The following is a 25,830-nucleotide window of genomic DNA, read 5'->3' as shown; positions in this document are numbered from 1 at the left end:
CCCCCATGGATTGAATCGGGGCCATTAATCGGGGGTTAACGATTTCCGGTCCCTATGGAGCGAGGCGATTCATGAATAGGGGGCTTCGTGTCCGTCGTCACGCCATTGGCCGAACCACCACAAGACGGCGCTGACGCGCCGCAGCCGCGCCGCCTGCCATTGCTGGTGCTTGCGGTGGTTCTGGCCGTGTCCGGCCTTGCGGTGCCAGACGGGTCCGCACGCCTTGCGCTGTGGACGGTGGCTGCCACCTTGTGGTTTGCCGTTGCGCTCTCGGTGCTGGCTGCGATTGCGGGGCGCGGGCTCCGCCGCCGCGCCGTTGCCCGGCTGCACGCATTGGTGGCCGAGGATGAGGCGCCCTGCTTTGCCACGGATGATCTGGGGCAGGTGCTGTATCGCAACCGCGCCGCACAGGCCCGCTTCGGTCGCAATGATGCGGTGACGCTGGTGGCCATGCTCGGCGATGTCTTTGCGCATCCGTCGGCCGTTCTCTACCGGCTGCAAAGCCGGGCAGCGACCCTTGGCCATGCACGTGAGGATGTGGTGACCCGCCGCGGTCATGTCCGTCTGTCCGTGCATCGCAGTGCTCCGGGGCGGTTCCTGTGGCGATTCGATGAATTCCTGGACCGGACGGGGCAGGGGCGGGGGGCGGATGGCGTCAGCCTGCCCATGCTTGTGGCAGGCCGCACCGGCGCCGTGCTCTACGCGAACGAAGCGATGCGCCGCCTGATGGGCACCCGGCCGCGCACGCTGGATCGCGTCTTCACCGATCTGCCCGTCCGTTCGGGTATGCTCGTCACGGTCGCAGGCGCCGATGGCCCGGTCGAGGCCGTCGTGACAGAGATCGAAGGGGCGGCGGATCGGCGCGAGATTTACCTGCTGCCCGCTGTCGCGCTCGGCCGTGCCCCTGTGCTGGAGGGGCTGGAGGATTTGCCGATCGCGCTGATCCGCCTGCATCCCAATGGCGCGGTGCAAGAGGCGAACGCCGCCGCGCGGGCGTTGTTGCGGATCGACACAGGGCAGATGCCCAATGCTTCCGACCTGTTCGAAGGTCTGGGACGATCCGTCCGCGACTGGATCGGCGATGTCGCGGCCGGTCGTCTGCCCGGCAAGGCGGAAGTCGTGCGGCTGAGCCGTGCAGGCCCCGAAGTGTTCGTGCAACTCGCGCTCCGCCCGCTGGGAAGCTTGCCGCAAGACGGTTTGCTGGCGGTGATTTCCGATGCCACCGCGATGAAGACGCTGGAGGCGCAGTTCGTCCAAAGCCAGAAGATGCAGGCAATCGGCCAGTTGGCCGGCGGCGTTGCCCATGATTTCAACAATCTGCTGACGGCGATCTCGGGGCACTGCGACCTGTTGCTGTTGCGACACGAGCCGTCTGACCCCGATTATGCCGACCTTGCGCAGATCCATCAGAACGCGAATCGCGCCGCCGCGCTTGTCGGTCAGCTTCTGGCCTTCTCGCGCAAACAGACGTTGAAGCCAGAGCGGGTTCACCTCGCGGATGTTCTGGGAGATGTGACCCATCTGCTCAAGCGCCTTGTGGGCGAGCGGGTGCGGCTGGAACTCGCCCCGGCCGAGGGTGTGGGCGCAATCCGGGCAGACCGGCGGCAACTGGAGCAGGTGTTGATGAACCTTGTCGTCAATGCCCGCGATGCCATGCCCAAGGGCGGCACCATCCGCATCGAGACCGAGGCCTGCCACCTCACCGCCGAAATGCGGCGCGATCGGGCGGTGGTTCCGGCGGGGGAATATGCCTTGATGCGGGTGATGGATCAGGGGCCGGGCATTCCGGCTGATCTCTCCGACAAGATATTCGAGCCGTTCTTCACCACCAAGCGTCCGGGCGAGGGCACGGGGCTGGGGCTGTCCACCGCCTACGGGATCATCAAGCAATCGGGCGGGTATATCTTCGTCGACACGTTACCGGAGCAGGGCGCCGTATTTTCGATCTACTTTCCGCTGCACACCGGACCGGCAGAGGAGGTGGCGCCGCCATATCTGCCGCCGCCGGTCCTGCCCCGCTCTGGCCAGGGCGTCGTGCTGTTGGTCGAGGATGAGGCGCCGGTGCGCGCCTTTGCCGCGCGTGCCTTGCGGTTGCGTGGCTATACCGTGATCGAGGCGGAGAACGCCGAGGTGGCGCTGGACATACTCGAAGACCCAGCCGTCAGCGTGGATGTCTTTGTCACCGATGTGATCATGCCCGGTCTCGATGGCCCCAGTTGGGTGCGCGCGGCCCTCAAGGATCGTCCCGACGTCCGGGTGGTGTTCGTCTCGGGCTATGCCGAGGATGGCTTTGCCGATGTGCAGGAGGATATTCCGCATTCGGTCTTTCTGCCCAAGCCCTTCTCGCTCGACGATCTGACGCGCACGGTCCACAACCAACTGCACTGAATTCGTGCGATGCGGATTTTCCGCGCGTCTGATGCAATGGGACTTGCGGCCATCGCGCTGCGCGGCCACAACATGCAGACAGACGATGAAGGCAGCGCATGATCACCATTGCCCGCGAACACCCCGTTCAGGATGCCCTTTCCCTGCTGCACCAGCGGCACACAGCGGACATGCATTCCGAAACACCGCCGGAATCCATCCACATGCTGCCGGCCGACGCGCTGGCCGCGCCGGGGATCGCATTCTTTGTGATGCGTCGTGATGGTGAGGCCATCGGCATGGGTGCGTTCAAGCGTATCAGCGCCGATCACGCCGAGATCAAGTCGATGCATATTCTCGCGGAACATCGCGGGGCGGGATTGTCACGCCGGATGCTCGACCATCTGATTGCAGAGGCCCAGGCCGATGGCTATCGCCGCCTCAGCCTGGAAACTGGGGTCCAACCCGGTTTTGCGCCTGCGCGTGCGCTGTATGCCAAGGCCGGTTTTGTCGAATGCGGACCGTTCGAAGGCTATCGGGACGATCCCAACAGCGTGTTCATGACCCGGATGATCTGACGTCAATTGCGCCGCAGCCCTGTCGGGCACGGGCGATGGCAGCCACGCCTGTCCGGTCCTGCCGCACGCCTTGGACAATGGCGGTCAACAGGGTGGCCTGGTTCCCTGATCCCATGCGGGGCGCGGGCGATCATCGGGCATAAACGTCCCGTCCTGCCGGATGTAGCAGCGGTCGCCTGCAAGATTGCACGCGGCCACCGCAGGCAATCCGGCGCGCTTTGCGAAATCACCCGCCCAGCTTTTTCGCCACCAGGTCATTGACGGCCGCCGGGTTGGCCTTGCCGCCCGTCGCCTTCATCACCTGGCCGACGAACCAGCCTGCCAGCTTCGGGTTCTGTTTGGCCTTTTCCACCTGCGCGGGGTTGGCTGCGATGATCTCGTCCACCGCAGCCTCGATGGCGCCGGTGTCGGTGACCTGTTTCATGCCGCGCGATTCCACAATTTGTGCCGGATCGCCGCCCTCGGTCCAGAGGATTTCGAACAGATCCTTGGCGATCTTGCCCGAAATGGTCTGGTCGGCCAGCAGATCCAGCAGGCCGCCCAACTGGGCCGCGGACACCGGACTGTCGGCGATGGTCAGACCTTCCTTGTTCAGGCGACCGAACAGTTCGTTGATGACCCAGTTCGCCGCCTGTTTGCCATCGCGGCCCTGGGCCACGGCATCGAAATAGGCGGCGGCCTCCAGCTCGGCCGTCAGCACGGAGGCATCGTAGTCGGTCAGGCCGAACTCCCCCATGAACCGCGCCTTCTTGGCATCGGGCAGTTCCGGCATCCGGGCAGCGATGTCATCGACCCAGGCCTGTTCGATTTCCAGCGGCAAAAGGTCGGGGCAGGGGAAGTAGCGGTAATCATGCGCCTCTTCCTTGGACCGCATCGACCGGGTTTCGTTCCGGTCGGGATCATACAGCCGGGTTTCCTGCACCACGCTGCCGCCATCCTCGACAATGGCGATCTGGCGGCGGGCCTCATAGTCGATAGCCGCCTGGATGAAGCGCATGGAGTTCATGTTCTTGATCTCGCAGCGCGTACCCAGATGGCCGAAATCCTGGGTTTTCTGATACCGCTCATAGGCGCCGGGCCGGCAGATCGACACGTTCACATCCGCCCGCAGGTTGCCGTTCTGCATATTGCCATCGCAGGTTCCAAGATAACGCAGGATCTGGCGCAACTTGGCGACATAGGCCGCTGCCTCCTCGGGGCCGCGAATGTCGGGGCGGCTGACGATTTCCATCAGCGCCACGCCGGTGCGGTTGAAATCGACAAAGGACAGCGCCGGATCCATGTCATGGATCGACTTTCCGGCGTCCTGTTCCAGATGGATGCGTTCGATCCGCACGCGCCGCGCGACGCCGGGGCCCATATCCACGATCACCTCGCCCTCGCCCACGATGGGGTGATAGAGTTGGCTGATCTGATAGCCCTGCGGCAGGTCGGGGTAGAAATAGTTCTTGCGGTCAAAGGCCGACATCAGGTTGATCTCTGCCTTCAGCCCCAGCCCGGTGCGCACCGCCTGTTCGACGCAGAATTCGTTGATCACCGGCAACATGCCAGGCATCGCGGCATCGACAAAGGCAACGTTGGAATTCGGCTCGGATCCGAAGGTGGTCGAGGCGCCGGAGAACAGCTTGGCGTTCGACGACACCTGCGCGTGGATCTCCATCCCGATCACCAGTTCCCAGTCATGCCTGGCCCCGGCGATCACCTTGGGTTTGGGCGGCTGGAAGGTCAGGTCGAGCATGGGTGTCCCTTTCTGCGGCATGTCCCTGTCCTAGTGCGTGGGACGCGGCGCTTCAAGGTGCTTGTGGGCTTGGGTCAGGCCATCGTCCTGCGGGCGGCCTGGTCGCTGGCGCGCAGTTCGTCACGCAAGGCTGACCACGATCCGAAACTCGCCATGCGGGCCATGTCGGCGTCGATGATCGCCTCGGTTGCCGGGCCGGGCGCCGCAAGCGCGCGTTTCGCAGGCGCAGGTTCCGCAGGGCGCAGGCCCGCGACGCGGAGCATTTCGGCCAGCACCCGGCGCAGGGTGGGCGTGCGGGGCCGAGTCGGCAGTTCGTTGACATAGGCCATCTGACATCTCCTGATCACGTGCTGTCTGATCATTGCCAGTGGCTGCGGCGGAAATAAGGCGCGGTCTTGGACAGACTGCGGAGAGATTCAAGCAGGTTTCCGCCGGTTCCGGGCCGACCCGGCCCGGCCCGCTTGCGTGGTCGGTCGAAGGCGCGCACTGGCAACAGCGCCGGACAACGGGTCCGGCGCCACCGGAAACGACCGATGACCTCACGTATGCGACCGCTGATCGCCGCCTTTCTTGCGCTGAGCCTGCCCATGGCCTGTACCATGGGCGCCGGAGCCACCACCGACGCCCCCGCCGCACGCTGGGACCATCGGCCGGAAGGAGACCAGTGGACCCATGCGACCCTGAGCGCCATTTCCACCAAGGGGCGCGCGTTGATCGACACCGACCCCGCGGATATCGAGTCCTTCTGCCCGGCCTATCCCGAGGCGTCCGAGGCCGATCGCAAGGCATTCTGGATGGGGTTGTTCTCGGCTTTGGCCAAGCACGAAAGCACCTGGAATCCCAAAGCGGCGGGTGAAGGTGGGAAATACCGCGGCCTGTTGCAGATCGCGCCGGCGACCGCGCGCGCCTATGGCTGTGATGCGACCGCCCTGTATGACGGGCAGTCGAACCTGAGTTGCGCGGTCAATATCGCCTCCCGGCAGGTCGAGCGTACCGGCGTCGTCGCTGGCGGCCCTGGGGGCTGGGGCGGTCTGGCGGCGGATTGGGGCCCGATGCGCAATGGCAAGAAGCGGGCCGAGATCGCGGCATGGACGCGGTCGCAGGATTACTGCCGAATCTGACATCTGGCCGGACAGCCTTGCGTGTTCGGACGGCATCATGGAACATTTCTTCGAATCTGGCGGCGAAAGCCGGAGTTTCTTCGATCTATGGCGGATTCTGCGCCGAAGAATGCGAAGAAATTCAGGTCTGCATGGCTTACCTTTCCTGAAACGCGATCAGGAGAGGCTTCCATGCGGATCATCGTTCTGGGTGCAGGTGTCATCGGGGTTACCACGGCCTGGTATCTGGCCAAACGCGGGCATCAGGTGACGGTGATCGACCGGCAACCTGGCCCCGCACTGGAAACCAGCTTTGCCAATGCGGGCGAGATCAGCCCCGGTTATTCTGCCCCCTGGGCCGCGCCGGGTGTCCCGATGAAGGCCATCAAGTGGATGTTCCAGCGCCACGCACCGCTGGTGCTGCACCCGACCATGAACCCCGACCGCATCCGCTGGATGCTGGAGATGCTGGCCAACTGCACCAGCCCGGCCTATGCGCGCAACAAGAGCCGTATGGTGCGGCTGGCGGAATACAGCCGCGATTGCCTGACCGAACTGCGTGCCGATACTGGCGTGCGCTTTGACGAGCGTCAGCAAGGCACCTTGCAGGTGTTCCGCACCGAAAAGCAGGTGGCGGCGGCAGAAAAGGACATTGCGGTGTTGCAGGCCGATGGTGTGCCGTTCGAGGTGCTCGACCGTGCCGGTTGTATCGCGGCCGAGCCGGGGCTGGCTGGCGCTGCGCATCGGATTGCCGGGGGCCTGCGGCTGCCGGGCGACGAAACCGGCGACTGCTTCAAGTTCACCAATGCGCTGGCTGACAAGGCCGAAGCCGCGGGCGTGGTCTTCCGCTATGGCGTGACGATCAACGCGATCCGGGCCGAAGCCGGGCGCGTGACCGGCGTGGACACATCCGAGGGGTTGATGACGGCGGACAGCTATGTTCTGGCGCTTGGCTCGCTGTCGCCATTGCTGGCGAAATCGCTGGGCGTGCGTCTGCCGGTGGAGCCGCTGAAGGGCTATTCGATCACCGTGCCGATCACCGATTACGACCGCGCGCCGGTTTCGACCGTGATGGACGAGACATTCAAGGTGGCGATCACCCGGCTGGGCGACCGGATTCGCGTCGGCGGGCTGGCCGAGATTGCCGGGTTCGATACCTCGCTGAACCCGCGCCGCCGCGCGACGCTGGAAAAGTCGCTGACAGAGATGTTCGGCGGCGCCGGAGATCTGCAAGCAGCCTCTTTCTGGACCGGACTGCGCCCGATGACGCCCGATGGCACTCCGATCGTTGGCGCAACCCCGATTGCCAACCTGTGGACGAACACTGGCCATGGCACGTTGGGTTGGACGATGGCGGCGGGATCCGGGCGTCTGCTGGCCGATCTGATCGACGGGCGCGCACCGGAGATCGACCCCGAAGGCCTGTCCGTCGCGCGCTATGGCCGCACCCCTTCGCGCAAGGCGCAGGCCGGCGGTTTGCGCCCTGCCGCCGCCTGAGGGAACCCAATCGGGTTTCGCGCGTTACCTGTCTGAGTGTGTACGAGTGAACACAGTGCCGTCAGGGCCCCCGAGATTGCTCTCGGGGGCCCTGATGCTTCTGGCTGTCCGCGAACCGGGCGCGCTCAGGCGTCGGCCAGCATCCGGGCAATCTGGTCCTTCAGCGCGGCACGCTGGCGGCGCAGCTCCTGCTCATCTGCCTCGGACATCAGATCGACGCGGATCTCTGCCCGGTGCACGGCGCGGTTGACCTGATCATACTCTTTGCAAATCTTGTCGAACCGGGGATTTGCCGCCTGAAGATCCTGGATCTTCTGTGCGTCGGCCGGAAATTCGTCGGCCAGCAGATGTGGGGTGTTCGACATGTCGCGCTCCTTGTGCAAGTCATGGCACGACTTTGACGACCTGCACCGCGCGTTGCCTTGATCCGGATCAAACCGCCCTAACGGGCTGCCACGATATGCGGTGTTGCGCGCATTGCCTGGGCAAGCGAGGCGAAGCGGGCCTGCGCCACCTCTGCAAACAGGGCTTCGCCCTTGGGCGTAAGTGCCAGTTCCAGAATGCGTTTCTTGGGGTGCCACGACAGGGCTGCGGCCTCTGCCGGATCGCCAAGTGCGAACATCGCCCCGAACCGCATGGCCTTGCCAAGCACTTCGGCCTTGCGCAACTGTTCTTCGTTCAGCAGCGAGAACAGCGGCGCAAAGCGCGAGCCGGAGCGGCTGTTCTTGTAGCGGTGCAGCAAGGCCAGACCCAGGAACACCCGACCGGGATGGTCCAGCCCGCCCAGGTTTGCGCGGGTCACGTTGTCAAAGCACACCTCGGCCCGGTAGTCTGGATGCGCGCGCCATGTGGTGTCATGCATCAGACAGGCAGCCTTGATCAGGCGCATTCCCTCTGGCTCGACATCCTTGAACAGCGGCGACAGGAAGGTGAACAGCTTCTTGCCAAAGCCGGGAATCCGCGCCTGCGTCGCTTCGGCCATCCGCGCGGCTTCGATCAGCGGGTCGCGCTGGCGCAGTCTTTCCGGCATCTGTTCGTACAGCAGCCCCTCGCGGATGCCATAGGATGAAACGTCGATTTCCTTGGGTTTGAACATGCGGACCAAGGCGCCCAGCACCTCGCAGGCCAGCGGAACCAGCTCCATCCGCTCTGCCGAAGTGCCGGTACGACCACGCAGGACAGCCAGATCGTTGCGGGCAATCCAGTCGATGGTTTCCAGCACCGCCTCGGGGGTCATGCGGTATTCGTGCAACACGGTCAGAGGATAGCCGCGCCGTTCCATGTCAAGCCGGGCGATCACCCGCCAACTGCCACCGACCAGATAGATGCGTTCGTTGTCCGGCTCTATGGTGTCGCGCGCCTTGCGCAACACCCGCTCGATCAGCTTGGCGCGTGCGTCGGCGCCGCCCTGGACCTGTTGCAGCCGAAAGGGGCCCAGCGGAGTGGAAATGCGCTTGCCCACCTGTCCTTTGCCGATGCGCGCAAGTTCCATCGAGTTGCCGCCGATGTCGCAGACGATGCCGGCGGCACCCGGCCAACCCAGCAGCACTCCTTGTGCCGACAGCCGCGCTTCCTCGTTGCCGTCGATGACCCACAGTTTCAGGCCGGTCGCCGCCTCGACCTCGGCCTGAAAGGCGGGGCCGTCCTCGGCCTCGCGCACGGCGGCGGTTGCCACGATCGTCAGCGGCGAGATCTTCATGCCCTCGGCCAGCAGGGCGAATCGCCGCAGCGCCGCCATGGCGCGGTTCCGGCCCTGCGGGTTCAGCTTGCCGGTTTCGGCCAATCCCTTGCCAAGACCCGCCATGACCTTTTCGTTGTAGAAATAGGCTGGCGACCGCGCGGCGCCATCGAACACGACCATGCGGACGGAGTTGGAACCGACGTCCACCACGCCGACACGGCTGAGGGCGCGGGCTGACGGGTCTTCGAACAGGGGTCGGCCGAAGGGTTCGAAATCATCGCTCATGGGGCATTCCGGATTGGCGGCCGGGGCAGGGGGCGCTGCCCCCTACGGGTCGGCCCTTGCGGGCCGCCCCTCCCCCCGGGGTATTTTCAGCAAGATGATGCAGCAGTGCCTTCACGCCGCGAAGATGCGGCGACACAGGCGCCCGCGTCAATCCCAGGAATGCGCCAGGCGCGGCACGTCGGCCGCTCCGGCACTGCCCCGCCCGGACAGCGACGGGTTTTCCATGAAGAATTTGTGGCACGAGAACAGCTTGCCGTCGGGGGCGTCGAGTTGCCGCAGGTAGCGCCCGTCCGGCCCGAGGATCCAGCTTTGCGCCTCGTCGGCCAGGTTGGCGGCCATGATCTGGCTGGCGATCTGCGCCTTGACCGTGGGGTTCACCGCCTCGATCAGGGTTTCGACGCGGCGATTCAGGTTGCGGCCCATCCAGTCGGCAGAACTGATATACACCCGCGCCTCTTTCGAGGGCAGACCATGGCCGTTGCCAAAGCAGACGATGCGGCTGTGTTCCAGGAACCGGCCGACGATGGATTTGACGCGGATGTTGTCCGACAGCCCCTTGATGCCAGGGCGCAGGCCGCAGATGCCGCGGATCACCAGGCTGATCATCACACCGGCCTGCGAGGCGGCATAGAGGGCGTCGATGACCTCGGGGTCGACCAGGCTGTTCATCTTGGCCCAGATCTGTGCCGGGCGCCCCTGGCGGGCATGTTCCGCCTCGGCCGCGATCAGTTCCAGCAGGCGCGGCTTCAGCGCGGTCGGCGATATGGCCAGGTTTTCCAGCCCTTCGGGCTGGGCATAGCCCGACAGATAGTTGAACACCTTGGTCGCATCGCGCCCCAGGGCCGGGTTGCAGGTGAACAGCGACAGGTCGGTGTAGATGCGCGCGGTGATCGGGTGATAGTTGCCGGTGCCGAAATGGGTATAGGTGACGAGGTTCTCACCCTCGCGCCGGACGACGGTGCTGATCTTGGCATGGGTCTTGTAACGGATGAAGCCATAGACGACATGGGCGCCCGCGCGTTCCAGACGGCGCGACTGGCGGATGTTCGACGCCTCGTCGAACCGCGCCTTCAGTTCCACCAGCGCCGTGACCGATTTGCCCGCCTCGGCCGCCTCGCACAGCGCATCGACGATGGGGCTGTCATAGGAGGTGCGGTACAGCGTCTGCTTGATGGCCAGAACGTTCGGATCGCGCGCCGCTTCTTGCAGAAAGCGGATCACCATGTCGAAAGTCTCATAGGGGTGGTGCAGCAGCATGTCCTTTTGCCGGATGGCTGCGAAGATGTCGCCGTCATGGTCGGTCACACGTTCCGGCACACGGGGGGCAAAGGGCGGCCAGAGCAGGTCGGGACGGGACGACAGCACCAGTTCCTTGAGGTCAGCGACGCCCAGCAGGCCCTTGACCTCAATCACCTCGTCCTCGGCGGCGCCCAGTTCATCCATGATCAGCGCGCGCAAGGCGGGGGGCGCCCCGGCAGAGATTTTCAGCCGGATCACCTCGCCGCGGCGGCGGCGTTTCAAGGCGGTCTCGAATTCGCGGACCAGATCCTCGGCCTCGTCCTCGACCTCGAGATCGCTGTCGCGCAGCACGCGGAAGGTGCAGTAGCCCATTTCGTCATAGCCGGGGAACAGGCTGGACAGGTTCAGCAGCAGCAGTTCTTCCAGCGGCAGCACACGATGCTGCCCGTCCTTGGAGGGCAAGGTGACAAAGCGTGCGATCTGGCCGGGAATCGGCAGCAGGGCCTGAAGCTTGCGCCGGTCGGAAATGCGTTCCAGTTCCAGCCCCAGCGAAAAGCCGGTGTTGGGAATGAAGGGAAACGGATGCGCGGGGTCGATCGCCAGCGGGGACAGGACGGGGAACACCTGCGCCAGGAAATGGTCGTGCAGAAAGGCGCGGTCGGTCTGGGTCAGGCGCGACCGTGTCAGGATGACGATCCCCGCCTCGTCCATTTCCTTGGTCAGGGCGCGAAAGGTCTTTTGCTGCGTCGCCATCAGGTCGCGGGCATCGGCATTGATCAGTTGCAACTGTTCGGCAGGGCTGCGCCCATCCTCGGAGGGCAGCCATTTGCCCGATCGTGCCAGTTGCCGCAGGCCCGCCACCCGGACGGTGTAGAATTCATCCAGGTTGGTGGCCGAGATCGACAGGAAGCGCAACCGCTCCAGCAAGGGAACGCGGGGGTTCGCCGCTTCGTCCAGCACGCGCCAGTTGAAGGCGAGCCATGACAGTTCGCGGTTGAAAAAGCGTCGCGGCCCGAGAATGTCAGTCTCGGGCAGATCGACGGGGGCAGAGAACGGGGCGGTGAGGAAATCGGCCTGGGTCATGGCGCCTGTTTGGGGCTGGAATGTCACAGGCATATGACGGCAGCGGGCGGGCCGCAATGGATCAGTCCAGATCGGGGAACAGGCTGTCGCCTTCCAGCCAGTCGGCGGCCATCTGGCGGGTGATCGGGCCGCCTTCTTCCAGCGCCCTGGCATCCAGCGCCGATACGACCTGTCGTGCCGCCTCCAGCGAGCGGGTCATGCGCGGGACCAGCCAGTCGATCAGCCCGGCGGGCACGGCGATCTGGCGGTCGGCGAACTGTTTGGCCAGCACGGCGTGCAACAGGGCATCGTCGGGCGAGTCGATGCGAATCAGCGTGGCCGCCTGCATCCGGCTGGCCAGATCGGGCAAGGCCAAGCGCCAGTCGCGCGGCGGGCTGGCGGCCGTGACCAGCAGGGGCAGCCCTGCGGCGGCCATCAGATTGTGCAGGTGGAACAGGGCGTCCTCGGCCGCAGGCGTGCCGCCGATACGGTCTGCATCCTCGACCACCAGTGGCGCGCCCAGCAGCGCGGGCAGGGATGTGTCCGGCAAATCGGTTGCGGTTACGATCCGCGCGCCGGTGCTGGCAGACCAGACATGCGCCAGATGGGTCTTGCCGCTGCCGGGAGGGCCGGACAGCACGGCCTTGGCCGCGGGCCAGCCCTGCCAGTTGTCCAGCGCCGCCAGCGTCAGCGCATTGGCGGGGCTGACAAAGAAATCCTCCCGCCCCCGCGCCACGCGCAGCGGCAGGTCCAGGGTCAACTGGCGAGTCACGCGCGGGGATCCTCGGGCGGATCCTTGGCGGCAAGGCCGCGATACAGCAGGCTTCCGGTATAGCGCCCGGATGCAAACCGGACCAGAACCCCGATGGACGCAGCGACCGGCACCGCCACCAGCATTCCGACAAAGCCGAACATCGAGCCAAAGGCCGAAAGCGCGAACAGCAGCCAGACCGGATGCAGCCCCACCGAATTGCCGACCAGGCGCGGGGTGATCACGTTGCCTTCGAGAAACTGGCCAAACGCGAAGATGGCCGCCACGATGCCGATGGACACCCAGTCGCCCCAGAACTGGAACAGCGCCAGTCCGATGGCCAGCGCGCCCCCGACCAGCGCCCCGACATAGGGAATGAAGGTGATTGCCCCCGCGATCGCGCCGACGATCAGCCCGAACTGCAAGCCCGCCAATGCCAGGGCGACCGCGTAATAGGCCCCGAGGACAAGGCACACGGTCATTTGCCCGCGCACGAATGCGGCCAGCACCCTGTCAATCTCCGACGCCAGATGGCGGATGACCGGGGCATGGTCGCGCGGCAGGAACTCGTTGATGCGCGCGATCATGCGGTCCCAGTCGAGCAGCATGTAAAAGGCGACCACGGGAACGATGACAATGAACAGCACCGCATCAAGCACGCTCATGGCAGAGCCGATCACGGAATTGGCCAGTTCCAGCCCCTTGGACTTGATCGTGTCGCCCAGTTCGGCCAGCGATTGCCGGATGGTCGAGGTGTTGTCGGCGAGATCCGGGAACTGGGTTGTCAGGAAATCCTGCAATCGCCGCACGATGTCGGGGGCGGCATTCACCAGCGCGGTCATCTGGTTCACCAGCGTCGGTATGACGGCCAGCACCAGCGCGACCATGACCAGCAATGCCAGCAACGAGATCAGCGTTGTCGCCGCCGCCCGCCCAAGGCCCGCCCGTTGCAGCCGGTCGGCCACAGGATCGAGGAAATAGGCGATGGCCCCCCCGACCACAAAGGGCAGGATCACATCGCCCAAGGCCCACAGCACGAACAAAAGCACCGCCGTGGCGATGCCCCAATATCTCAACTGGTCCTTGACGGGCAGGGCCATGGGGGTTCCTTCGGCTGCTTGCCGTTCCAGATTGCGCATGATGGGGCGGGTTTCAAGGGGCAGGTCCGATGTTTCCTCGGTGATGCGGGGGCGCCGCCGCCTTGCCGATGTCGGGGCGGCCCGCCCCGGCGACGCGGCGCAAGGGCCCGATTGACGCCGCATCGCAAACGGATATGCATCGCAAAGCCCTTTTGTCCGAGTGCGCCATGTCCTTGCCCGTGCCTGTCGTCACCATCGGCCTTTTGGTGATGTCCAACATCTTCATGACCTTTGCCTGGTATGGCCATCTGAAAGACCGCAGTGCCCCGTTGGTCTGGGTGATCCTGACCAGTTGGGGGATCGCGTTCTTTGAGTATGTGCTGATGGTTCCGGCCAATCGCATCGGCTATGGCCATTTCAACGCGGCCCAGCTCAAGACGATACAAGAGGTCATAACCCTGACCGTCTTTGCCGCCTTCTCGGTGCTGTATCTGAAAGAGCCGCTGGCGTGGAACCATGTGCTTGGGTTTGCCTTCATCGCTGCGGGAGCGTTCTTCATTTTTCACAAGTGGTAGGCGGGCGCATCGCCGCTGGCGGCGGGCTTGACCATTGGCGCGGCACGCGGAACAGTGATACACGGCCCGCCGTGTCCTGGCAGGTGCTGCTCCGGCGTCTCCGAGGGATCCCAGCCGATGCCTGACAACGCTCCGTTCGATCTTCCGCCAGATGGCAAGCTCGTCCACAACATCACCCATTTCGCCCGTGCGTTGCGCAAGGCCGGGTTGCCGGTGGGGCCGGGACGGACCCTGACGGCGATAGAGGCGGTGGCGGCGGCGGGTTTTACCCGCCAGGCGGATTTCTACTGGGCGCTCCATGCGGTTTTCGTCAACCGGCCCGAACAGCGGCAGGTGTTCGATCAGGTGTTCCGGCTGTTCTGGCGCGATCCACGGTATATGGAACACATGATGGCGCTGCTGCTGCCCTCTATCCGTGGGGTGCAGGAGGAGACGCCGGCCGCCGCCGCTGCCCGCCGTGCGGCCGAGGCGTTGCTGGACGGGGCAGAGCCTGAGCGGCCACAGACGCAGGAGCCGGACGCCGACGAAGCAACGATCGAGATCGACGCCAGCCAGACCGCCTCTGCCAAAGAGCAACTGCGGTCGCTGGATTTCGAACAGATGACCGGGGCCGAGGTGGCCGAGGCCAAGCGGATGCTGGCCCGCCTGTCCTTGCCGGTCAAGCCGCTGCCGACCCGACGCTTGCGCGCCGATGCGGCGGGCCGCCATGCCGACTGGCGGCGCACGCTGCGTCTTGCGGTGCGCCATGGGGGCGAGATTTCGCGGATTGCGCGGCGCAACCGTGCGACGCGCTGGCCTGATCTGGTGGTAATCTGCGATATTTCCGGGTCGATGTCGCAGTATTCCCGCATGGTGCTGCATTTCATCCATGCGGTGGCGAACCGGCAGGGGCAGGGCTGGGCGCGGGTCCACGCCTTTACCTTCGGGACACGGTTGACCAACATCACCCGTCATCTGCGCAACCGTGATGTCGATGCGGCCCTGAAGGCCGCCGGGGCCGAGGCGCAGGACTGGCAGGGCGGCACCCGCATCGGCGCCAGTCTGCACGCGTTCAACCGCGACTGGTCGCGCCGTGTTCTGGCGCGCGGGGCGGTGGTCCTGCTGATCAGCGATGGTCTGGACCGCGATGATACCGGCGTGCTGTCGTGCGAGATCGAGCGGTTGCACCTGTCGTCCCGCCGGTTGATCTGGCTGAATCCGCTGCTGCGCTGGGATGGTTTTGCGCCGCGCGCCCGTGGCATCGCGGCAATGTTGCCGCATGTGGATGCGTTTCGCTCTGCGCATTCGGTGGCCTCGCTGGAGGCGCTGGCAAGGGCGGTGTCCGATCCGTCGGACCATGGCGAAAAGGCGCGGCTGATGGCGGCGCTGCGGGGCTGATCAGCGCAAGGCGCGCAGGCGCTGGCGCAGATCCCATTCCAGCGCCAGACGCTCCTGCGGTGTCAGGAAGGCGCCCAGTTCCACCTCGCGCGGGCCGCCGGACAGCGTCAGGTACTGTGGCACCGGCCCGCCTGTTTCATGCCGGTTGATGCGCACCCAATGCGTCTTGGCCTGCCATTCGCGGCGCTGCCCGCGCGGGCCGGTGCGCACAAGGACCAGATGTTCGGGATCAAGGGTCAGTTCCTCGACAATCTCGCGGTCCTGCCAGGACCGGCGCAGCGCCCACCATACAGCGCCCACCGCGGCGGCCAGAAACGGCAGAAGCCCCCAGAAGATCGGCGTTGCCAGCACCGCCATCAGCGGCAGCGCGATCAGCGCCGCAGTTCCGCCGATGAACCAGACGAAGCCGCGCGGGGCAAGGGAGCGATGCGGCCACAAGCGCAGCGTGGCAGGGGAATCGGGTGTGGTGGAGGGCCAGTGATAGGGCATTGCGTGATGGTCCGGGTTCAGAGCGGACGTTCGCCCAGATCCTCGTAAAAGCGCAAGAGATAGCCGTCGGGATCGGACACAATGAACTGACGGTTGCCGGTTTCCATTCTGTCGCGGCGATACCAGCGGTATTCGGGCGGCAGGTGCAGGGGGAGTCCCGCATCGGCGAGCGCCGACAGCAGGGGCGCGACAGAGGCCGTGCGGATTTGCAGATTGACCCCGCGCCCAAAGGGCCGGTCGCCGGCGCGCAATGCCGCATCGAAATCGCGGCCAAGACCGATCTGGTCCAGCATGATCTCTGCCCCCTCACGCTCAAGGTAGGCAAAGCCTTCCTCGGGGCGGGCATAGCGCAGGCGGAACCCCAGCAGATCCCTGTAGAACCGCAGGCTTTGCGTCAGGTCGCAGACCGACAGTTCGGGAACCAGTGCGCCGCTCATGGAGGGGGTATCCTGCAAAGCAAAAGGCCCCGGAGTTCCGGGGCCTTTCGTATCAGTGGGCGTGGCCCTTGTCCCAGTCGGACTGCTTCGGCAGTTGCTCGAAGGTGTGTTCCGGCGGGGGCGACGGCAGCGTCCATTCCAGCGTGTCGGCGTATTCGTTCCAGTAGTTGGCACGCGACTCACGCTTGCCCCAGCCCAGGGCGTAGAACACGATGCCAATGAACAGCAGGAACGAGGCAAACGAGATGAAGGCACCGATCGACGACACCCAGTTCCAGTAGGCGAACGCCTCGGGGTAGTCGATGTAGCGGCGCGGCATCCCCTGACGACCCAGGAAGTGTTGCGGGAAGAAGGTCAGGTTGGCACCGATGAACATCAGCCAGAAGTGGATCTTTGCGCCCAGCTCCCAGTACTGCCGACCCGACATCTTGCCGAACCAGTAGTAGATCCCGGCAAAGATGGCAAAGACGGCACCCAGCGACATCACGTAGTGGAAGTGCGCCACGACATAGTAGGTGTCATGGTAGGCGCGGTCGATCCCTGCCTGGCTCAGCACGATTCCGGTCACGCCGCCGACGGTGAACAGGAACAGGAAGCCGAAGGCCCAGAGCATCGGCGCCTCGAAGCTGATCGAGCCTTTCCACATCGTTGCGATCCAGCTGAACACCTTCACGCCCGTGGGAACCGCGATGACCATGGTGGCCAGCATGAAGTAGGACTGCTGGGTCAGCGACATGCCGACGGTGTACATGTGGTGCGCCCAGACGACAAAGCCCAGCACGCCGATGGCGATCATCGCATAGACCATCGGCAGGTAGCCGAACACGGGCTTGCGGCTGAAGGTGGCGATGACGTGGCTGATGATGCCGAAGCCGGGCAGAATGATGATGTACACTTCCGGGTGGCCGAAGAACCACAGGATGTGCTGGTACAGCACCGGATCGCCGCCGCCCGACGGATCAAAGAAGGTGGTGCCGAAGTTGCGGTCGGTCAGCAGCATGGTGATGGCACCCGCCAGAACCGGCAGCGACAACAGGATCAGCCAGGCCGTCACGAACACCGACCAGGCGAACAGCGGCACCTTGTGCAGGGTCATGCCCGGCGCGCGCATGTTCAGGAAGGTCGTGATGATGTTGATCGCACCCAGAATCGACGAGGCGCCGGAGACGTGCACCGCAAAGATCGCCAGATCCATCGAGAAGCCGTCCTCACGGACCGACAGCGGCGGGTACAGAACCCAGCCCACGCCCGACCCAAGCTGTCCGTTGCCACCCGGTGCCAGCAGCGAGGCCACCGCCAGCGAGGTTCCGGCAAAGTACAGCCAGTAGGACAGGTTGTTCAGACGGGGAAACGCCATGTCCGGCGCACCGATCTGCAACGGCATGAAGAAGTTGCCGAAGCCGCCGAACAGCGCGGGAATCACGACAAAGAACATCATCAGGATCCCGTGGGCGGTGATCATCACGTTCCACAGGTGGCCGTTCGGGGTACATTCCGACGTGGCGGCGGGGCTGAGCACCCGCGAACCTTCCATACACATGTACTGGACGCCGGGCTCCATCAGCTCCATGCGCATGTACACGGTGAACGCCACCGAAATCAGGCCGACAAGGCCTGCGGTGAACAGATATAGAATCCCGATGTCCTTGTGGTTGGTGGACATGAACCAGCGGGTAAAGAACCCGCGGGTGTCATGGTCACCATGGCCATGGATGGCGGCGTCGGCCATGCTCGTCTCCCGTTCGTTTCAGGTGGCGCGGGGGCGGACTCCTGCCGTCCTCGCGTGCCGGTATCTTCGTGTTTCTAGAATGTGCCCGCTGCCGGGGCAATGCCGGACTTTGACTCAGGTCAATAATGCCCCGAGGATACGGGGAATTGCTTGCGTCATTCCGTCGCACAGGCTTGTGTCACGGCGTTCAGCGCCATGTGGGGCGGGGGTGTTCCGGTTTCTGCAAGCGCCGCATCCAGCCGGTCATGTGCCGCGCGCCACAGGGGCAGGGCCGCGATCAGGCGCGCATGGCCTTGATCCGTCAGCGAAACGCGGCGGTTGCGGCGGTCTGTCGGATCCGGGGTGGTGGCGGCCAGGCCCTGGCGTTCCAGAACCTTCAGTGCGGCAGTCAGCGTGGTGCGGTCCATCGCCAGAAATGGCGCAAGATCCGAGATGCGCGGCGGATCGGGGCGGTTCAGCGCCATCAGCAGGGAAAATTGCCCGTTGGTCAGGCCGACGGGGCGCAACGCCGTATCGAACCGCCGGGCCAGGGACCGCGCTGCCCGTTGCGCCGCCAGGCACAGGCAGCGGTCGCGCACCATCAGCGTGACGGCCATGGGCAGGCGGTCGTCGGTCATCGGGCGCTCCTGTCGGGGGGCATCGCCGCCACCGCGCGCAGTTCGACCAGACCGCCCGGCACGATCAGGCCCGCCACCTCTACGGCTGTCCAGGCGGGGTAGGGCGCAGCCAGATACCGCGACCGCACCTCCATGAAGGTGGCCATGTGGCGTGTCATCTCGACGTGATAGGTCGTGAGCTCCACCACATGATGCAGATCGGTGCCTGCGGCGCGCAGGATAGCCCGCAACGCCTCGAAGGCGGTGGCGAACTGTTCCGCCGGATCGCGCACGGCGATCAGCGCGGTCAAGGGGGCGTCGCGGTCGGCCGTCGTGGCCTCGGCGCCGGCAAGGCCAGAGCGGGGGGCCTTGCCGTCGGGGCTTGTCCCGATGATGCCAGAGCAGAACACCAGCCCCCCGACCCGGACCGCAGGTGCGAAATGCCATTGGTCATGTACCGCCTGAAGGGCCGGGGGAATGATGGCATCTCGGGTCATGGCGGCGGTTCCTAGGCTGGAGTGTCATGGCTCTATGGCGCATCCGCAGCCCGCTCGCCAAGAGGGCGGTGGCGGAAACCGGCAGGGGCGGCCCGGATCGTCACATATATGTTGACATCAACCTATATCCCTCTGATGGTGACACGGCAAGGAGGAGCCGAATGAAAGTGTTCATCAATCTTGCCGTGGCCGATCTTGACAGGTCACGGCGCTTCTTCACCGGGCTCGGCTTCGGCTTTGACGAGCGTTTCAGCGATGAAAAGGCCATCGCGATGGTGATCTCGGAGGCGGCCGTTGTCATGCTGCTCCGGCGCGCGTTCTTTCAGACCTTCACGCCGCATCCCCTGACCGATGGCACGGCCACCGAGGTGCTGATCGCCGTGCAATGCGAAAACCGCGAGGCTGTCGATGCGATGGTGGCCCGCGCGCTGGCGACGGGTGGCAGTGCGGTGCGCCCGCCAGAGGACCATGGTTTCATGTATGGTCACGCCTTTGCCGATCCCGATGGCCATATATGGGAGCCGCACTGGATGGACCCCGCCGCGCTGGAGCCGAAAAATGCCTGATGTGTCCACCTGCCTGTGGTATGATGGTGCGGCGGAAGAGGCGGCGCGCTGCTATGTCGGTCTGGTGCCCGGCAGTGCGATGGGGCGGGTGATGCGCCCCGCGCCGGGCGCCTCTGCGCTGGTGGTCGAATTCGCGCTTGCGGGCGTGCCCTATGTCGGCCTCAATGGCGGGCCGGAGTTTCGGCACAGTCCCGCAGCCTCGATCACCGTGATGACGCCGGATCAGGCCGGATCCGATGCCGTGTGGCACGCGCATCTGCGTGCCGGATCGACCGAGGGGCCCTGTGGCTGGATGACCGACAGGTGGGGCGTGTCATGGCAGATATACCCGCGCGTGATGCAAGAGTTGCTGTTCGGCCCCGACCCGGAGGCGAATGCCCGGGCCATGGCCTGTATGAGAGGCCAGAGCCGTATCGACACCGCCGCCATCATGGCGGCTGCAAAAGGAGAATGACATGAGCTTTGTAGATGGATTCGTGGCTGCCGTTCCGGCGGCAAACAAGCAAGCCTATATCGACCATGCCCGCGCCACCTGGCCCTTGTTCCAGAAATACGGCGCGGTTGCGATGCGCGAATGCTGGGGGGAAGATGTGCCGGACGGCAAGGTGACCTCGTTCCCCATGGCCGTAAAGGCAGAGCCGGGCGAGGTTGTCGTGTTCTCGTGGATCGAATGGCCTGACAAGGCCACGCGCGATGCCTGCTGGGCCGCATCGGAAACCGATCCGGGATTTCAGAACATGGGCGAGATGCCGTTCGACGGCAAGCGCATGATCTATGGCGGGTTTTCCAGCATGGTGAACTGCGCCTGATCCGGCCAGACCCCCTGACCGAAAGGGCGGTGCCGCTGGCGCCGCCCTTTTGCGTTCAGATCAGTTGGCAGGTCCGACCGATGCAAGCCAGGCCGCGATATCCGCGCCGCCCTTCTTGAGTTTGAAGGTCATGCTGGATTTTGCTGCGGCATCGCCGGTGTAAGCCTTCAGGAAGGCACCGGGATCCACGACATATTCGGCAAAATTCGCCTCGTCCCAGACCAGCCCCTTTTCGGCGGCGGCTTTCAGCCCCGCACCATATCTGAATTCCTTCGAGGCGGCCGGGCTTCCGATCACCCCGTACAGGTTCGGGCCGGTCTTGCCGCCCTTGAGGATCGTCGTGCCATCGGGCGCCTCGACCGTATGGCAGGATTTGCACTTGCCGAACTCTTTCTCGCCCTTGGCCGGATCGCCGCCTGCGACGGCAGGGGCGGCCAGGGTCAATGCGACAAGGCCGGTGACAAGTGTCGGGAATTTCATCTGGCAGTCCTTTCGGAAAACATGCTGGCACATGTATCTTACACCACCCGGTCCCGGACTGCATGGGATAGAGTGTCACAGGGATGGTTTTGGGCGCGCGCCGTTACGGCGCGCGCCAAAAGCACTCAGCGCAGCGACGCGGCTTCGTTGCTGCCGGGGAACACGGTTTCCGACACCAGTGCGGTTGCGTCCAGACCCAGAAGGGCACGCTCGCGGGCGGTGAAGGCGGTGTCGGCCGGAACTTCGATCTGGGCGCCGCTCGTGATGGTCACGGTCTCGGCGGGCAACAGGGCGAGTTCGGACGGGGTCACGAACAGGTTGGCGGGTTCGTTGCGGGTTACGGCGACATCGGTGCCGACCTGTGCGGCGGCGGCGGTGGCAGAAACCAGAGCGATGGCAAGCGTTGCTGCAAAGCGTTTCATGGGTAGTCTCCTTGGGTTTCCCGGACTTTCCGGTCCGATCCATGCTCGGATCGTGATGAGGAGATGGACCTTTCACGCCGCAGCTTCAACGGGCCGATATGTGCGATTTTGCGTAGGTTCTTGCGCTATTCGGGTAGTAACATCCGCGAGATCGGCAGCTTGAAGCCGGTCTTCGTGCGCCTATGCGCAGTCATATTTCTGTTTCAAGGGGCAGGTGCCATGACTTTGCGTTACTTCACACAGTCGTGCTCAGGGTGTGGCGCAGGTCTTGCCCAGCCGGGCCATGGATGGCGCGAAAGTACGCATCAGCGCGGCATCCAGATCGCCCAATCCGACAGGAAGCCCCAGATCGACCAGCGACGTGACCCCATGATCGCGGATGCCGCAGGGCACGATTCCGCTGAAATGTTCCAGATCGGGTTCCACGTTGATCGCAAGACCATGATAGCTGACCCAGCGGCGCAGCTTGATGCCGATCGCGGCGATCTTGTCTTCGGGCGTCGCGCCTGTCGCGTCGGCGGGCTTGTCGGGGCGGGCCACCCAAACGCCGATGCGCCCGTCCCGGATTTCGCCGCGCAGGTTGAACTCTGCCAGCGCGGCGATCACCCAGGTCTCAAGCGCCCGGACAAAGCAGCGCACATCGCGCCCGCGCGCCGCCACGTCCAGCATGACGTAGACAACGCGCTGCCCTGGTCCGTGATAGGTGTATTGCCCGCCCCGGCCGGTGCGATGGACGGGAAAGCGGTCGGGGGCGGTCAGATCGTCGGGCCGGGCCGAGGTTCCGGCCGTGTATAGCGGCGGGTGCTCCATCAGCCAGACCGCCTCGGGCGCAGTGCCGGCCCGGATCGAATCGACCCGCGCCTCCATCGCGCGTACCGCATCCTCATAGGCGGTCTGCCCGGCCCAGACCTGCCATTCCACCCCGTTTTGCATCATGGATTCCCGACCCCGGTCAGTTTTGGCTTTGAGGCACGACGTGTCGTGCTAGACTGCCATCCAGAACTATTACAGTGATTGAAGGGATTCCACCATGAAGGCAAAGCGTATTGCGGCGTCTCTGGTCGCGGCTGGGGTGGCCCTTGGCCCCGTCCAGTCGAGCGCAGGGGATGCGTTGGCCGGCGGTCTGGTCGGCGCGGTGATCGGCGGTCTGATCGTCAATGAAATGCACAAGAACAAGTCGCGCCCCCAGGCGTCGACCGTTCGCAGGTCCACCGCGAATACCGGCCAGCGCGAGGCCAACCGCGAAGTGCAGACCGCGCTGAATTATTTCGGCTACAACGTCGGCACACCGGATGGCGCGATCGGGCCAAAGACCCGGACCGGCGTATCGCAGTTTCAGGCGCTGATGGGATACCCCCCGACAGGCCAGTTGACGGATTTCGAGCGCACGATCCTTGTCACCGCCTATCAGCGGGCCATTGTCGGCGGACCCGCCACGATGCAGGTGGCTGCCAACCATCCGCAGGGGACCCGCGGCCTGTTGCTGATGCAGCGTGACCAGATGGCGGGCCTGCCGGTCACCGGGTTCGGCATGGGGCAGGGCACGATGGCGGCGGCGCCCATGGCCCCCGCCATGGCCCCCCAGGCGCCGACGGTGCCTGCATTCGGTGCCACGCCTGAACCCGCCGCGCCCGTCGCGCCAGCGGCACCGGCGCTGCCGAATTTCTTTGGCGGGGGCGGCGCGGTCATGGCCTCGCTCGCCTCGCATTGCAACAAGGTCAGCTTGCTGACCAACACCAACGGCGGCTTTGTCACGGCGGCCAGCATGACCGATCCGGTCTTTGCGCTGTCAGAGCAATTCTGTCTCGCGCGTACCTATGCGATGGCGCAGGCCGAAGAACTGGTCGCCAAGATGCCGGGGGCCACGCCGCAGCAGGTGGCCGAGCAATGCGCAGGTCTTGGCCCCGCACTGGAAGATCACGTCACGGCCCTGTCGATCCAGGACCGTGACACGGTCATGCAGGGTGTGTCCGGCTTTGTCCTGTCGTCTGGCATGGCGCCCGCGCAACTGTCGGCCACCGCAAAGATCTGCCTGGGCTCGGGGTATACGACCGACAACATGGACGTCGCCGTCGGTTCGGCGCTGTTGCTGACGGTTCTGGGCGAAAAGGGATACGCCGAGCTTCTGGGGCATCATCTGGCCCAGGGCTTTGGGGCGAGCCAGCGGACCGACCTGGCCTTGCCCTGGTACGAAACCAGCCTCGAGTCGGCACCGGGCGGTGCGACCATGGTCTTTGCGCCGGGAATGCCGGATCGTGCGGCCTTGATCCGCAAGGCGGCCTTCACGCTTGGGGGCAAGGGCGACAAGGCCGCGCTGGAGCCACCCGTGGCCCCTGCGGTGCCGGTGTTTGCCGTTCCGACCGAACCGGCAGGCGGCGCGATCCCGGTTGTCAGCACTGCGCAGGATACCGCATCGGCCCCGCCGGCGCGCACTGGCGTGGCCGCGCTGCCGCTGGCGGCACGATTGCCGTTCATGGTGTTCGGGCAATAGGCCGAGAAAACCGGAAAGGGGGATGAAAATCCCCCTTTTCTTTGACGCGACGCTTCGCTAGAAGGCCGGAACCAAGCCAGACGATGCGGTTGTGGCGGAATTGGTAGACGCGCAGCGTTGAGGTCGCTGTGGGGTAACTCCCGTGGAAGTTCGAGTCTTCTCAACCGCACCATTCTAGACGGACAAGCCCCGGTGTTTCCGGGGCTTTTCGTTTTCAGGGGCCAGCCTGCCAATCATGTTTGCCCTCCCCGGATTCCCTGTGCCGCGCCCGCGCGCTGGCGGCGCCGTTTCGTCAATGCCATCGTGATGGTCGGCGACATGGCCAGGGCAACATCCCCGAGGCAGGGGTCAAGGTGCACCGCGCGAATTTTCTGTGGCAGTATCTGTCCACCCGAGCCGCTGTCCTCAGCTTGCACAGGTCCACGCGCATACCAGCCACAGGTTCTCGGATGGCGGCCTGACAGAAAGCGCCATCGGTCACGATGGTTCAGGCATTGCATTCAGATTGGATTGCAAGGCACTGATCTAAAGGTCATTGTTCGCTGTGCAGAATGGTCAGCTCAGCTTGACGGCTTGAAATCCGCTTGCATCAAAAATGGAAAGGTGCGCCCCCAGGTCGGCCCAAGCAATTCTGTTCGACGCATCTGGTGTGCGAGGCTGCCCGTCTTGGTCAGGGCCCTGTGCGGGTAGTCGTTGAAGAAGTCATCCTCCGGTAAACCTTGGCGCGGTTCAGTCAACGATGTGCCCGAGATCCGCATCGTGTTTGCGTTGGCGCAAATCGCGGGTGGGGATGAAGCTTGGCAAGCCGCTGGGATATCGCTAAGCAGAGCGCGGAGCAGTGGTCGAGTGGTCTAAGGCAACCGACTTGAAATCGGTCGGGCCAGAGATGGTCCCGTGGGTTCGAATCCCACCTGCTCCGCCAATACGTCCCGCAAGCTATTGAGATGAAAAGGGTTTTATTGGCCGAGCGGCCTAGCCCCACATTTCAGCCCACATGACTCCAGAACTGTCCTGTTCGCCTCCGGATTGGCGCCCGCCAGCCGGTCACCACGTCAGGAAGGAAGTGCCGTATGTTCTGCGAGATCAGGCCCCCCGAGCAAGGAAATGGCCACATGATAGGCCTTGTCGAGGTTTGGGAAAAGACTTTACGGGATTGGGATGCTGCATGCGAGGGAAGCGGCGGCCCGCGCCTGGAGCAAGCCCACTACGCAGCAAGTGATGCTATAGAGGCCTGCGAGATCACCAGCGCGGGCGAGGCCGCCGCTCTATTGCGCGTCATGTGGAAGGAGGGGTTGGCCGATCAGGACGAGTTCCCATTCGTTCGCCGCAGGATGCTCGCCATGCTGAAATCGTGGGTCGAGCGCCAAGCAGCTGTTGAGGCTTTAGGGGCGTGATTCAAGTCTACCCGCGAGGGGCCCAGGGGCCAGGTTGCCCCCCCTTCGGTCTAGGGGGGTGGGGCTCACGCGGGGGGTGGGGGGTAAAATCCGCGCGGCCACTTCGCATACTCGTCTTCCGCTTGAGCTGCTTTCCGAATTTTTGAAAATTCTACCAAGATTGCGCCCGGCAGCGATCAGCCGCCGGGCGTTCGTGTCACCAATGGTGAGCTACCTGAGCTACTCCCCATCTCTTGGACAGGATCTGGCGTAAATTAAGCTACTCGTTGCGCCTGCTGATCGGGTTGGTTGATGTCATTTCTCTGCCAATAGACCAGCGCCGGTGGCTTGCCGCCGAGGGCCGAGTGAGGGCGCTGGTGGTTGTAGAAGGTCATCCATTTCCGGATGGCCGCTTTCGTCTCCGATCCGGTCTCCCAGGCATGCAGGTAGACGCACTCGTATTTCAGGGTGCGCCACAGTCTCTCGATGAAGATGTTGTCGAGGAAACGGCCTTTTCGTAAGCGTTAGCTGGCTCCCACGAGGTTTTCAGCTTGACGGCTTGAAGTTCCACGGGAGCAGGTCGTCGATGCGGCTTTGGCGGTGACCGTTTGC

Annotated in this window: 26 protein-coding genes, 2 tRNA genes and 1 pseudogene; 13 read left to right on the top strand and 16 right to left on the bottom strand. The window is 64.6% G+C overall.

Annotated elements, in window-relative coordinates; genetic code table 11:
• The first annotated feature begins 87 nt into the window (after window positions 1-87).
• Both BW970_RS19000 and BW970_RS18995 read left to right on the top strand, forming a co-directional pair.
• Complete coding sequence (locus tag BW970_RS19000) at window positions 88-2,388, top strand: hybrid sensor histidine kinase/response regulator (RefSeq protein WP_229740558.1); 2,301 nt, start codon at window positions 88-90, stop codon at window positions 2,386-2,388.
• A 98-nt stretch (window positions 2,389-2,486) separates the two neighbouring features.
• Window positions 2,487-2,945 carry a GNAT family N-acetyltransferase gene (locus BW970_RS18995; protein WP_076534332.1) on the top strand — a complete coding sequence of 153 codons (459 nt, stop codon included), beginning with the start codon at window positions 2,487-2,489 and terminating at the stop codon, window positions 2,943-2,945.
• A 226-nt stretch (window positions 2,946-3,171) separates the two neighbouring features.
• Here BW970_RS18995 and gatB read toward each other — a convergent pair whose 3' ends face one another.
• A complete protein-coding gene (gene gatB / locus BW970_RS18990) occupies window positions 3,172-4,683 on the bottom strand; it encodes an Asp-tRNA(Asn)/Glu-tRNA(Gln) amidotransferase subunit GatB (protein ID WP_076534330.1) in 1,512 nt (503 codons plus the stop codon).
• Window positions 4,684-4,757: 74 nt separating this feature from the next.
• Window positions 4,758-5,012: a hypothetical protein gene (locus BW970_RS18985; protein WP_076534328.1), complete on the bottom strand. Its 255-nt coding sequence runs from the start codon at window positions 5,010-5,012 to the stop codon at window positions 4,758-4,760.
• A 204-nt stretch (window positions 5,013-5,216) separates the two neighbouring features.
• Here BW970_RS18985 and BW970_RS18980 point away from each other — a divergent pair, with 204 nt between their 5' ends.
• The gene (locus tag BW970_RS18980; protein ID WP_076534326.1) at window positions 5,217-5,804 is read left to right on the top strand and encodes a transglycosylase SLT domain-containing protein; all 588 of its coding nucleotides are present in this window, start codon (window positions 5,217-5,219) and stop codon (window positions 5,802-5,804) included.
• A gap of 87 nt (window positions 5,805-5,891) precedes the next feature.
• Window positions 5,892-7,280, top strand: a complete 1,389-nt coding sequence (locus tag BW970_RS18975) for a D-amino acid dehydrogenase (RefSeq protein WP_076534324.1) — start codon at window positions 5,892-5,894, stop codon at window positions 7,278-7,280.
• Window positions 7,281-7,405: 125 nt separating this feature from the next.
• On the opposite strand, the gene BW970_RS18970 is transcribed toward BW970_RS18975, so the two are convergent.
• The 5 genes from BW970_RS18970 to BW970_RS18950 form a co-directional block, all read right to left on the bottom strand.
• Complete coding sequence (locus BW970_RS18970) at window positions 7,406-7,645, bottom strand: HP1242/YdcH family protein (protein ID WP_076534322.1); 240 nt, start codon at window positions 7,643-7,645, stop codon at window positions 7,406-7,408.
• Between the two features lie 77 nt (window positions 7,646-7,722).
• On the bottom strand, window positions 7,723-9,246 hold the full coding sequence (locus BW970_RS18965) for a Ppx/GppA family phosphatase (protein ID WP_076534320.1): 1,524 nt from the start codon (window positions 9,244-9,246) through the stop codon (window positions 7,723-7,725).
• A 147-nt stretch (window positions 9,247-9,393) separates the two neighbouring features.
• Window positions 9,394-11,568, bottom strand: coding sequence for an RNA degradosome polyphosphate kinase (locus tag BW970_RS18960; RefSeq protein WP_076534360.1), 2,175 nt, complete (start codon window positions 11,566-11,568; stop codon window positions 9,394-9,396).
• A gap of 61 nt (window positions 11,569-11,629) precedes the next feature.
• Window positions 11,630-12,319, bottom strand: a complete 690-nt coding sequence (locus BW970_RS18955; protein ID WP_076534318.1) for a P-loop NTPase family protein — start codon at window positions 12,317-12,319, stop codon at window positions 11,630-11,632.
• Window positions 12,316-13,398, bottom strand: a complete 1,083-nt coding sequence (locus tag BW970_RS18950) for an AI-2E family transporter (RefSeq protein WP_076534358.1) — start codon at window positions 13,396-13,398, stop codon at window positions 12,316-12,318. Before BW970_RS18950 ends, BW970_RS18955 begins: the two co-directional genes overlap by 4 nt.
• Before the next feature lie 206 nt (window positions 13,399-13,604).
• On the opposite strand from BW970_RS18950, the gene BW970_RS18945 reads away from it, so the two are divergent.
• Together BW970_RS18945 and BW970_RS18940 are read left to right on the top strand one after the other, a co-directional pair.
• Window positions 13,605-13,952: a DMT family protein gene (locus BW970_RS18945; protein ID WP_076534316.1), complete on the top strand. Its 348-nt coding sequence runs from the start codon at window positions 13,605-13,607 to the stop codon at window positions 13,950-13,952.
• Between the two features lie 117 nt (window positions 13,953-14,069).
• Window positions 14,070-15,329 (top strand): vWA domain-containing protein, encoded by a 1,260-nt coding sequence (locus BW970_RS18940; protein ID WP_076534315.1) that lies wholly within the window; start codon window positions 14,070-14,072, stop codon window positions 15,327-15,329.
• Here the strand turns inward: BW970_RS18940 and BW970_RS18935 are convergent, their stop codons facing one another.
• From BW970_RS18935 to BW970_RS18915, 5 genes are all read right to left on the bottom strand, one after another.
• On the bottom strand, window positions 15,330-15,818 hold the full coding sequence (locus BW970_RS18935) for a DUF2244 domain-containing protein (RefSeq protein WP_076534313.1): 489 nt from the start codon (window positions 15,816-15,818) through the stop codon (window positions 15,330-15,332).
• A gap of 17 nt (window positions 15,819-15,835) precedes the next feature.
• A complete protein-coding gene (locus BW970_RS18930) occupies window positions 15,836-16,255 on the bottom strand; it encodes a bleomycin resistance protein (protein ID WP_076534312.1) in 420 nt (139 codons plus the stop codon).
• 52 nt (window positions 16,256-16,307) lie between these two features.
• Window positions 16,308-17,984: a cytochrome c oxidase subunit I gene (ctaD, locus tag BW970_RS18925; RefSeq protein ID WP_076534310.1), complete on the bottom strand. Its 1,677-nt coding sequence runs from the start codon at window positions 17,982-17,984 to the stop codon at window positions 16,308-16,310.
• A gap of 155 nt (window positions 17,985-18,139) precedes the next feature.
• The gene (locus BW970_RS18920; RefSeq protein WP_076534309.1) at window positions 18,140-18,601 is read right to left on the bottom strand and encodes a MarR family winged helix-turn-helix transcriptional regulator; all 462 of its coding nucleotides are present in this window, start codon (window positions 18,599-18,601) and stop codon (window positions 18,140-18,142) included.
• A complete protein-coding gene (locus BW970_RS18915) occupies window positions 18,598-19,077 on the bottom strand; it encodes a RidA family protein (RefSeq protein WP_076534307.1) in 480 nt (159 codons plus the stop codon). Before BW970_RS18915 ends, BW970_RS18920 begins: the two co-directional genes overlap by 4 nt.
• A gap of 161 nt (window positions 19,078-19,238) precedes the next feature.
• Between BW970_RS18915 and BW970_RS18910 the strand changes: the two genes are divergently transcribed.
• From BW970_RS18910 to BW970_RS18900, 3 genes are read left to right on the top strand one after another with little or no spacing between them, the layout of a single operon-like run.
• Window positions 19,239-19,643 (top strand): VOC family protein, encoded by a 405-nt coding sequence (locus tag BW970_RS18910; protein WP_076534306.1) that lies wholly within the window; start codon window positions 19,239-19,241, stop codon window positions 19,641-19,643.
• The gene (locus BW970_RS18905) at window positions 19,636-20,097 is read left to right on the top strand and encodes a VOC family protein (protein ID WP_076534304.1); all 462 of its coding nucleotides are present in this window, start codon (window positions 19,636-19,638) and stop codon (window positions 20,095-20,097) included. The genes BW970_RS18910 and BW970_RS18905 overlap by 8 nt, the downstream gene beginning before the upstream one ends.
• Window position 20,098: 1 nt before the next feature.
• Window positions 20,099-20,452, top strand: coding sequence for a DUF1428 domain-containing protein (locus BW970_RS18900; RefSeq protein ID WP_076534302.1), 354 nt, complete (start codon window positions 20,099-20,101; stop codon window positions 20,450-20,452).
• A gap of 60 nt (window positions 20,453-20,512) precedes the next feature.
• On the opposite strand, the gene BW970_RS18895 is transcribed toward BW970_RS18900, so the two are convergent.
• From BW970_RS18895 to lipB, 3 genes are all read right to left on the bottom strand, one after another.
• Entirely contained in the window at window positions 20,513-20,932 is a 420-nt protein-coding gene (locus tag BW970_RS18895) for a c-type cytochrome (protein ID WP_076534300.1), read from the bottom strand.
• A 125-nt stretch (window positions 20,933-21,057) separates the two neighbouring features.
• Window positions 21,058-21,354, bottom strand: a complete 297-nt coding sequence (locus tag BW970_RS18890; RefSeq protein ID WP_076534298.1) for a cupin domain-containing protein — start codon at window positions 21,352-21,354, stop codon at window positions 21,058-21,060.
• Between the two features lie 249 nt (window positions 21,355-21,603).
• Entirely contained in the window at window positions 21,604-22,287 is a 684-nt protein-coding gene (lipB, locus tag BW970_RS18885; RefSeq protein WP_076534356.1) for a lipoyl(octanoyl) transferase LipB, read from the bottom strand.
• Between the two features lie 97 nt (window positions 22,288-22,384).
• Here lipB and BW970_RS18880 point away from each other — a divergent pair, with 97 nt between their 5' ends.
• From BW970_RS18880 to BW970_RS18865, 4 genes are all read left to right on the top strand, one after another.
• Window positions 22,385-23,845 (top strand): peptidoglycan-binding domain-containing protein, encoded by a 1,461-nt coding sequence (locus tag BW970_RS18880; protein ID WP_076534297.1) that lies wholly within the window; start codon window positions 22,385-22,387, stop codon window positions 23,843-23,845.
• A gap of 85 nt (window positions 23,846-23,930) precedes the next feature.
• Window positions 23,931-24,017, top strand: a tRNA-Leu gene (locus BW970_RS18875).
• Between the two features lie 660 nt (window positions 24,018-24,677).
• Window positions 24,678-24,767 (top strand) — tRNA-Ser (locus BW970_RS18870).
• Between the two features lie 190 nt (window positions 24,768-24,957).
• The gene (locus BW970_RS18865; protein WP_144039025.1) at window positions 24,958-25,239 is read left to right on the top strand and encodes a hypothetical protein; all 282 of its coding nucleotides are present in this window, start codon (window positions 24,958-24,960) and stop codon (window positions 25,237-25,239) included.
• A gap of 254 nt (window positions 25,240-25,493) precedes the next feature.
• On the opposite strand, the pseudogene BW970_RS18860 reads toward BW970_RS18865, so the two are convergent.
• A pseudogene (locus BW970_RS18860) lies at window positions 25,494-25,733 on the bottom strand (integrase core domain-containing protein); the annotation flags it as partial.
• Window positions 25,734-25,830 lie beyond the last annotated feature (97 nt).

It is taken from the genome of Gemmobacter megaterium, assembly GCF_900156815.1.
Lineage (GTDB): Bacteria > Pseudomonadota > Alphaproteobacteria > Rhodobacterales > Rhodobacteraceae > Wagnerdoeblera > Wagnerdoeblera megaterium.
This window is presented reverse-complemented; position numbering and strand designations above follow the sequence as displayed.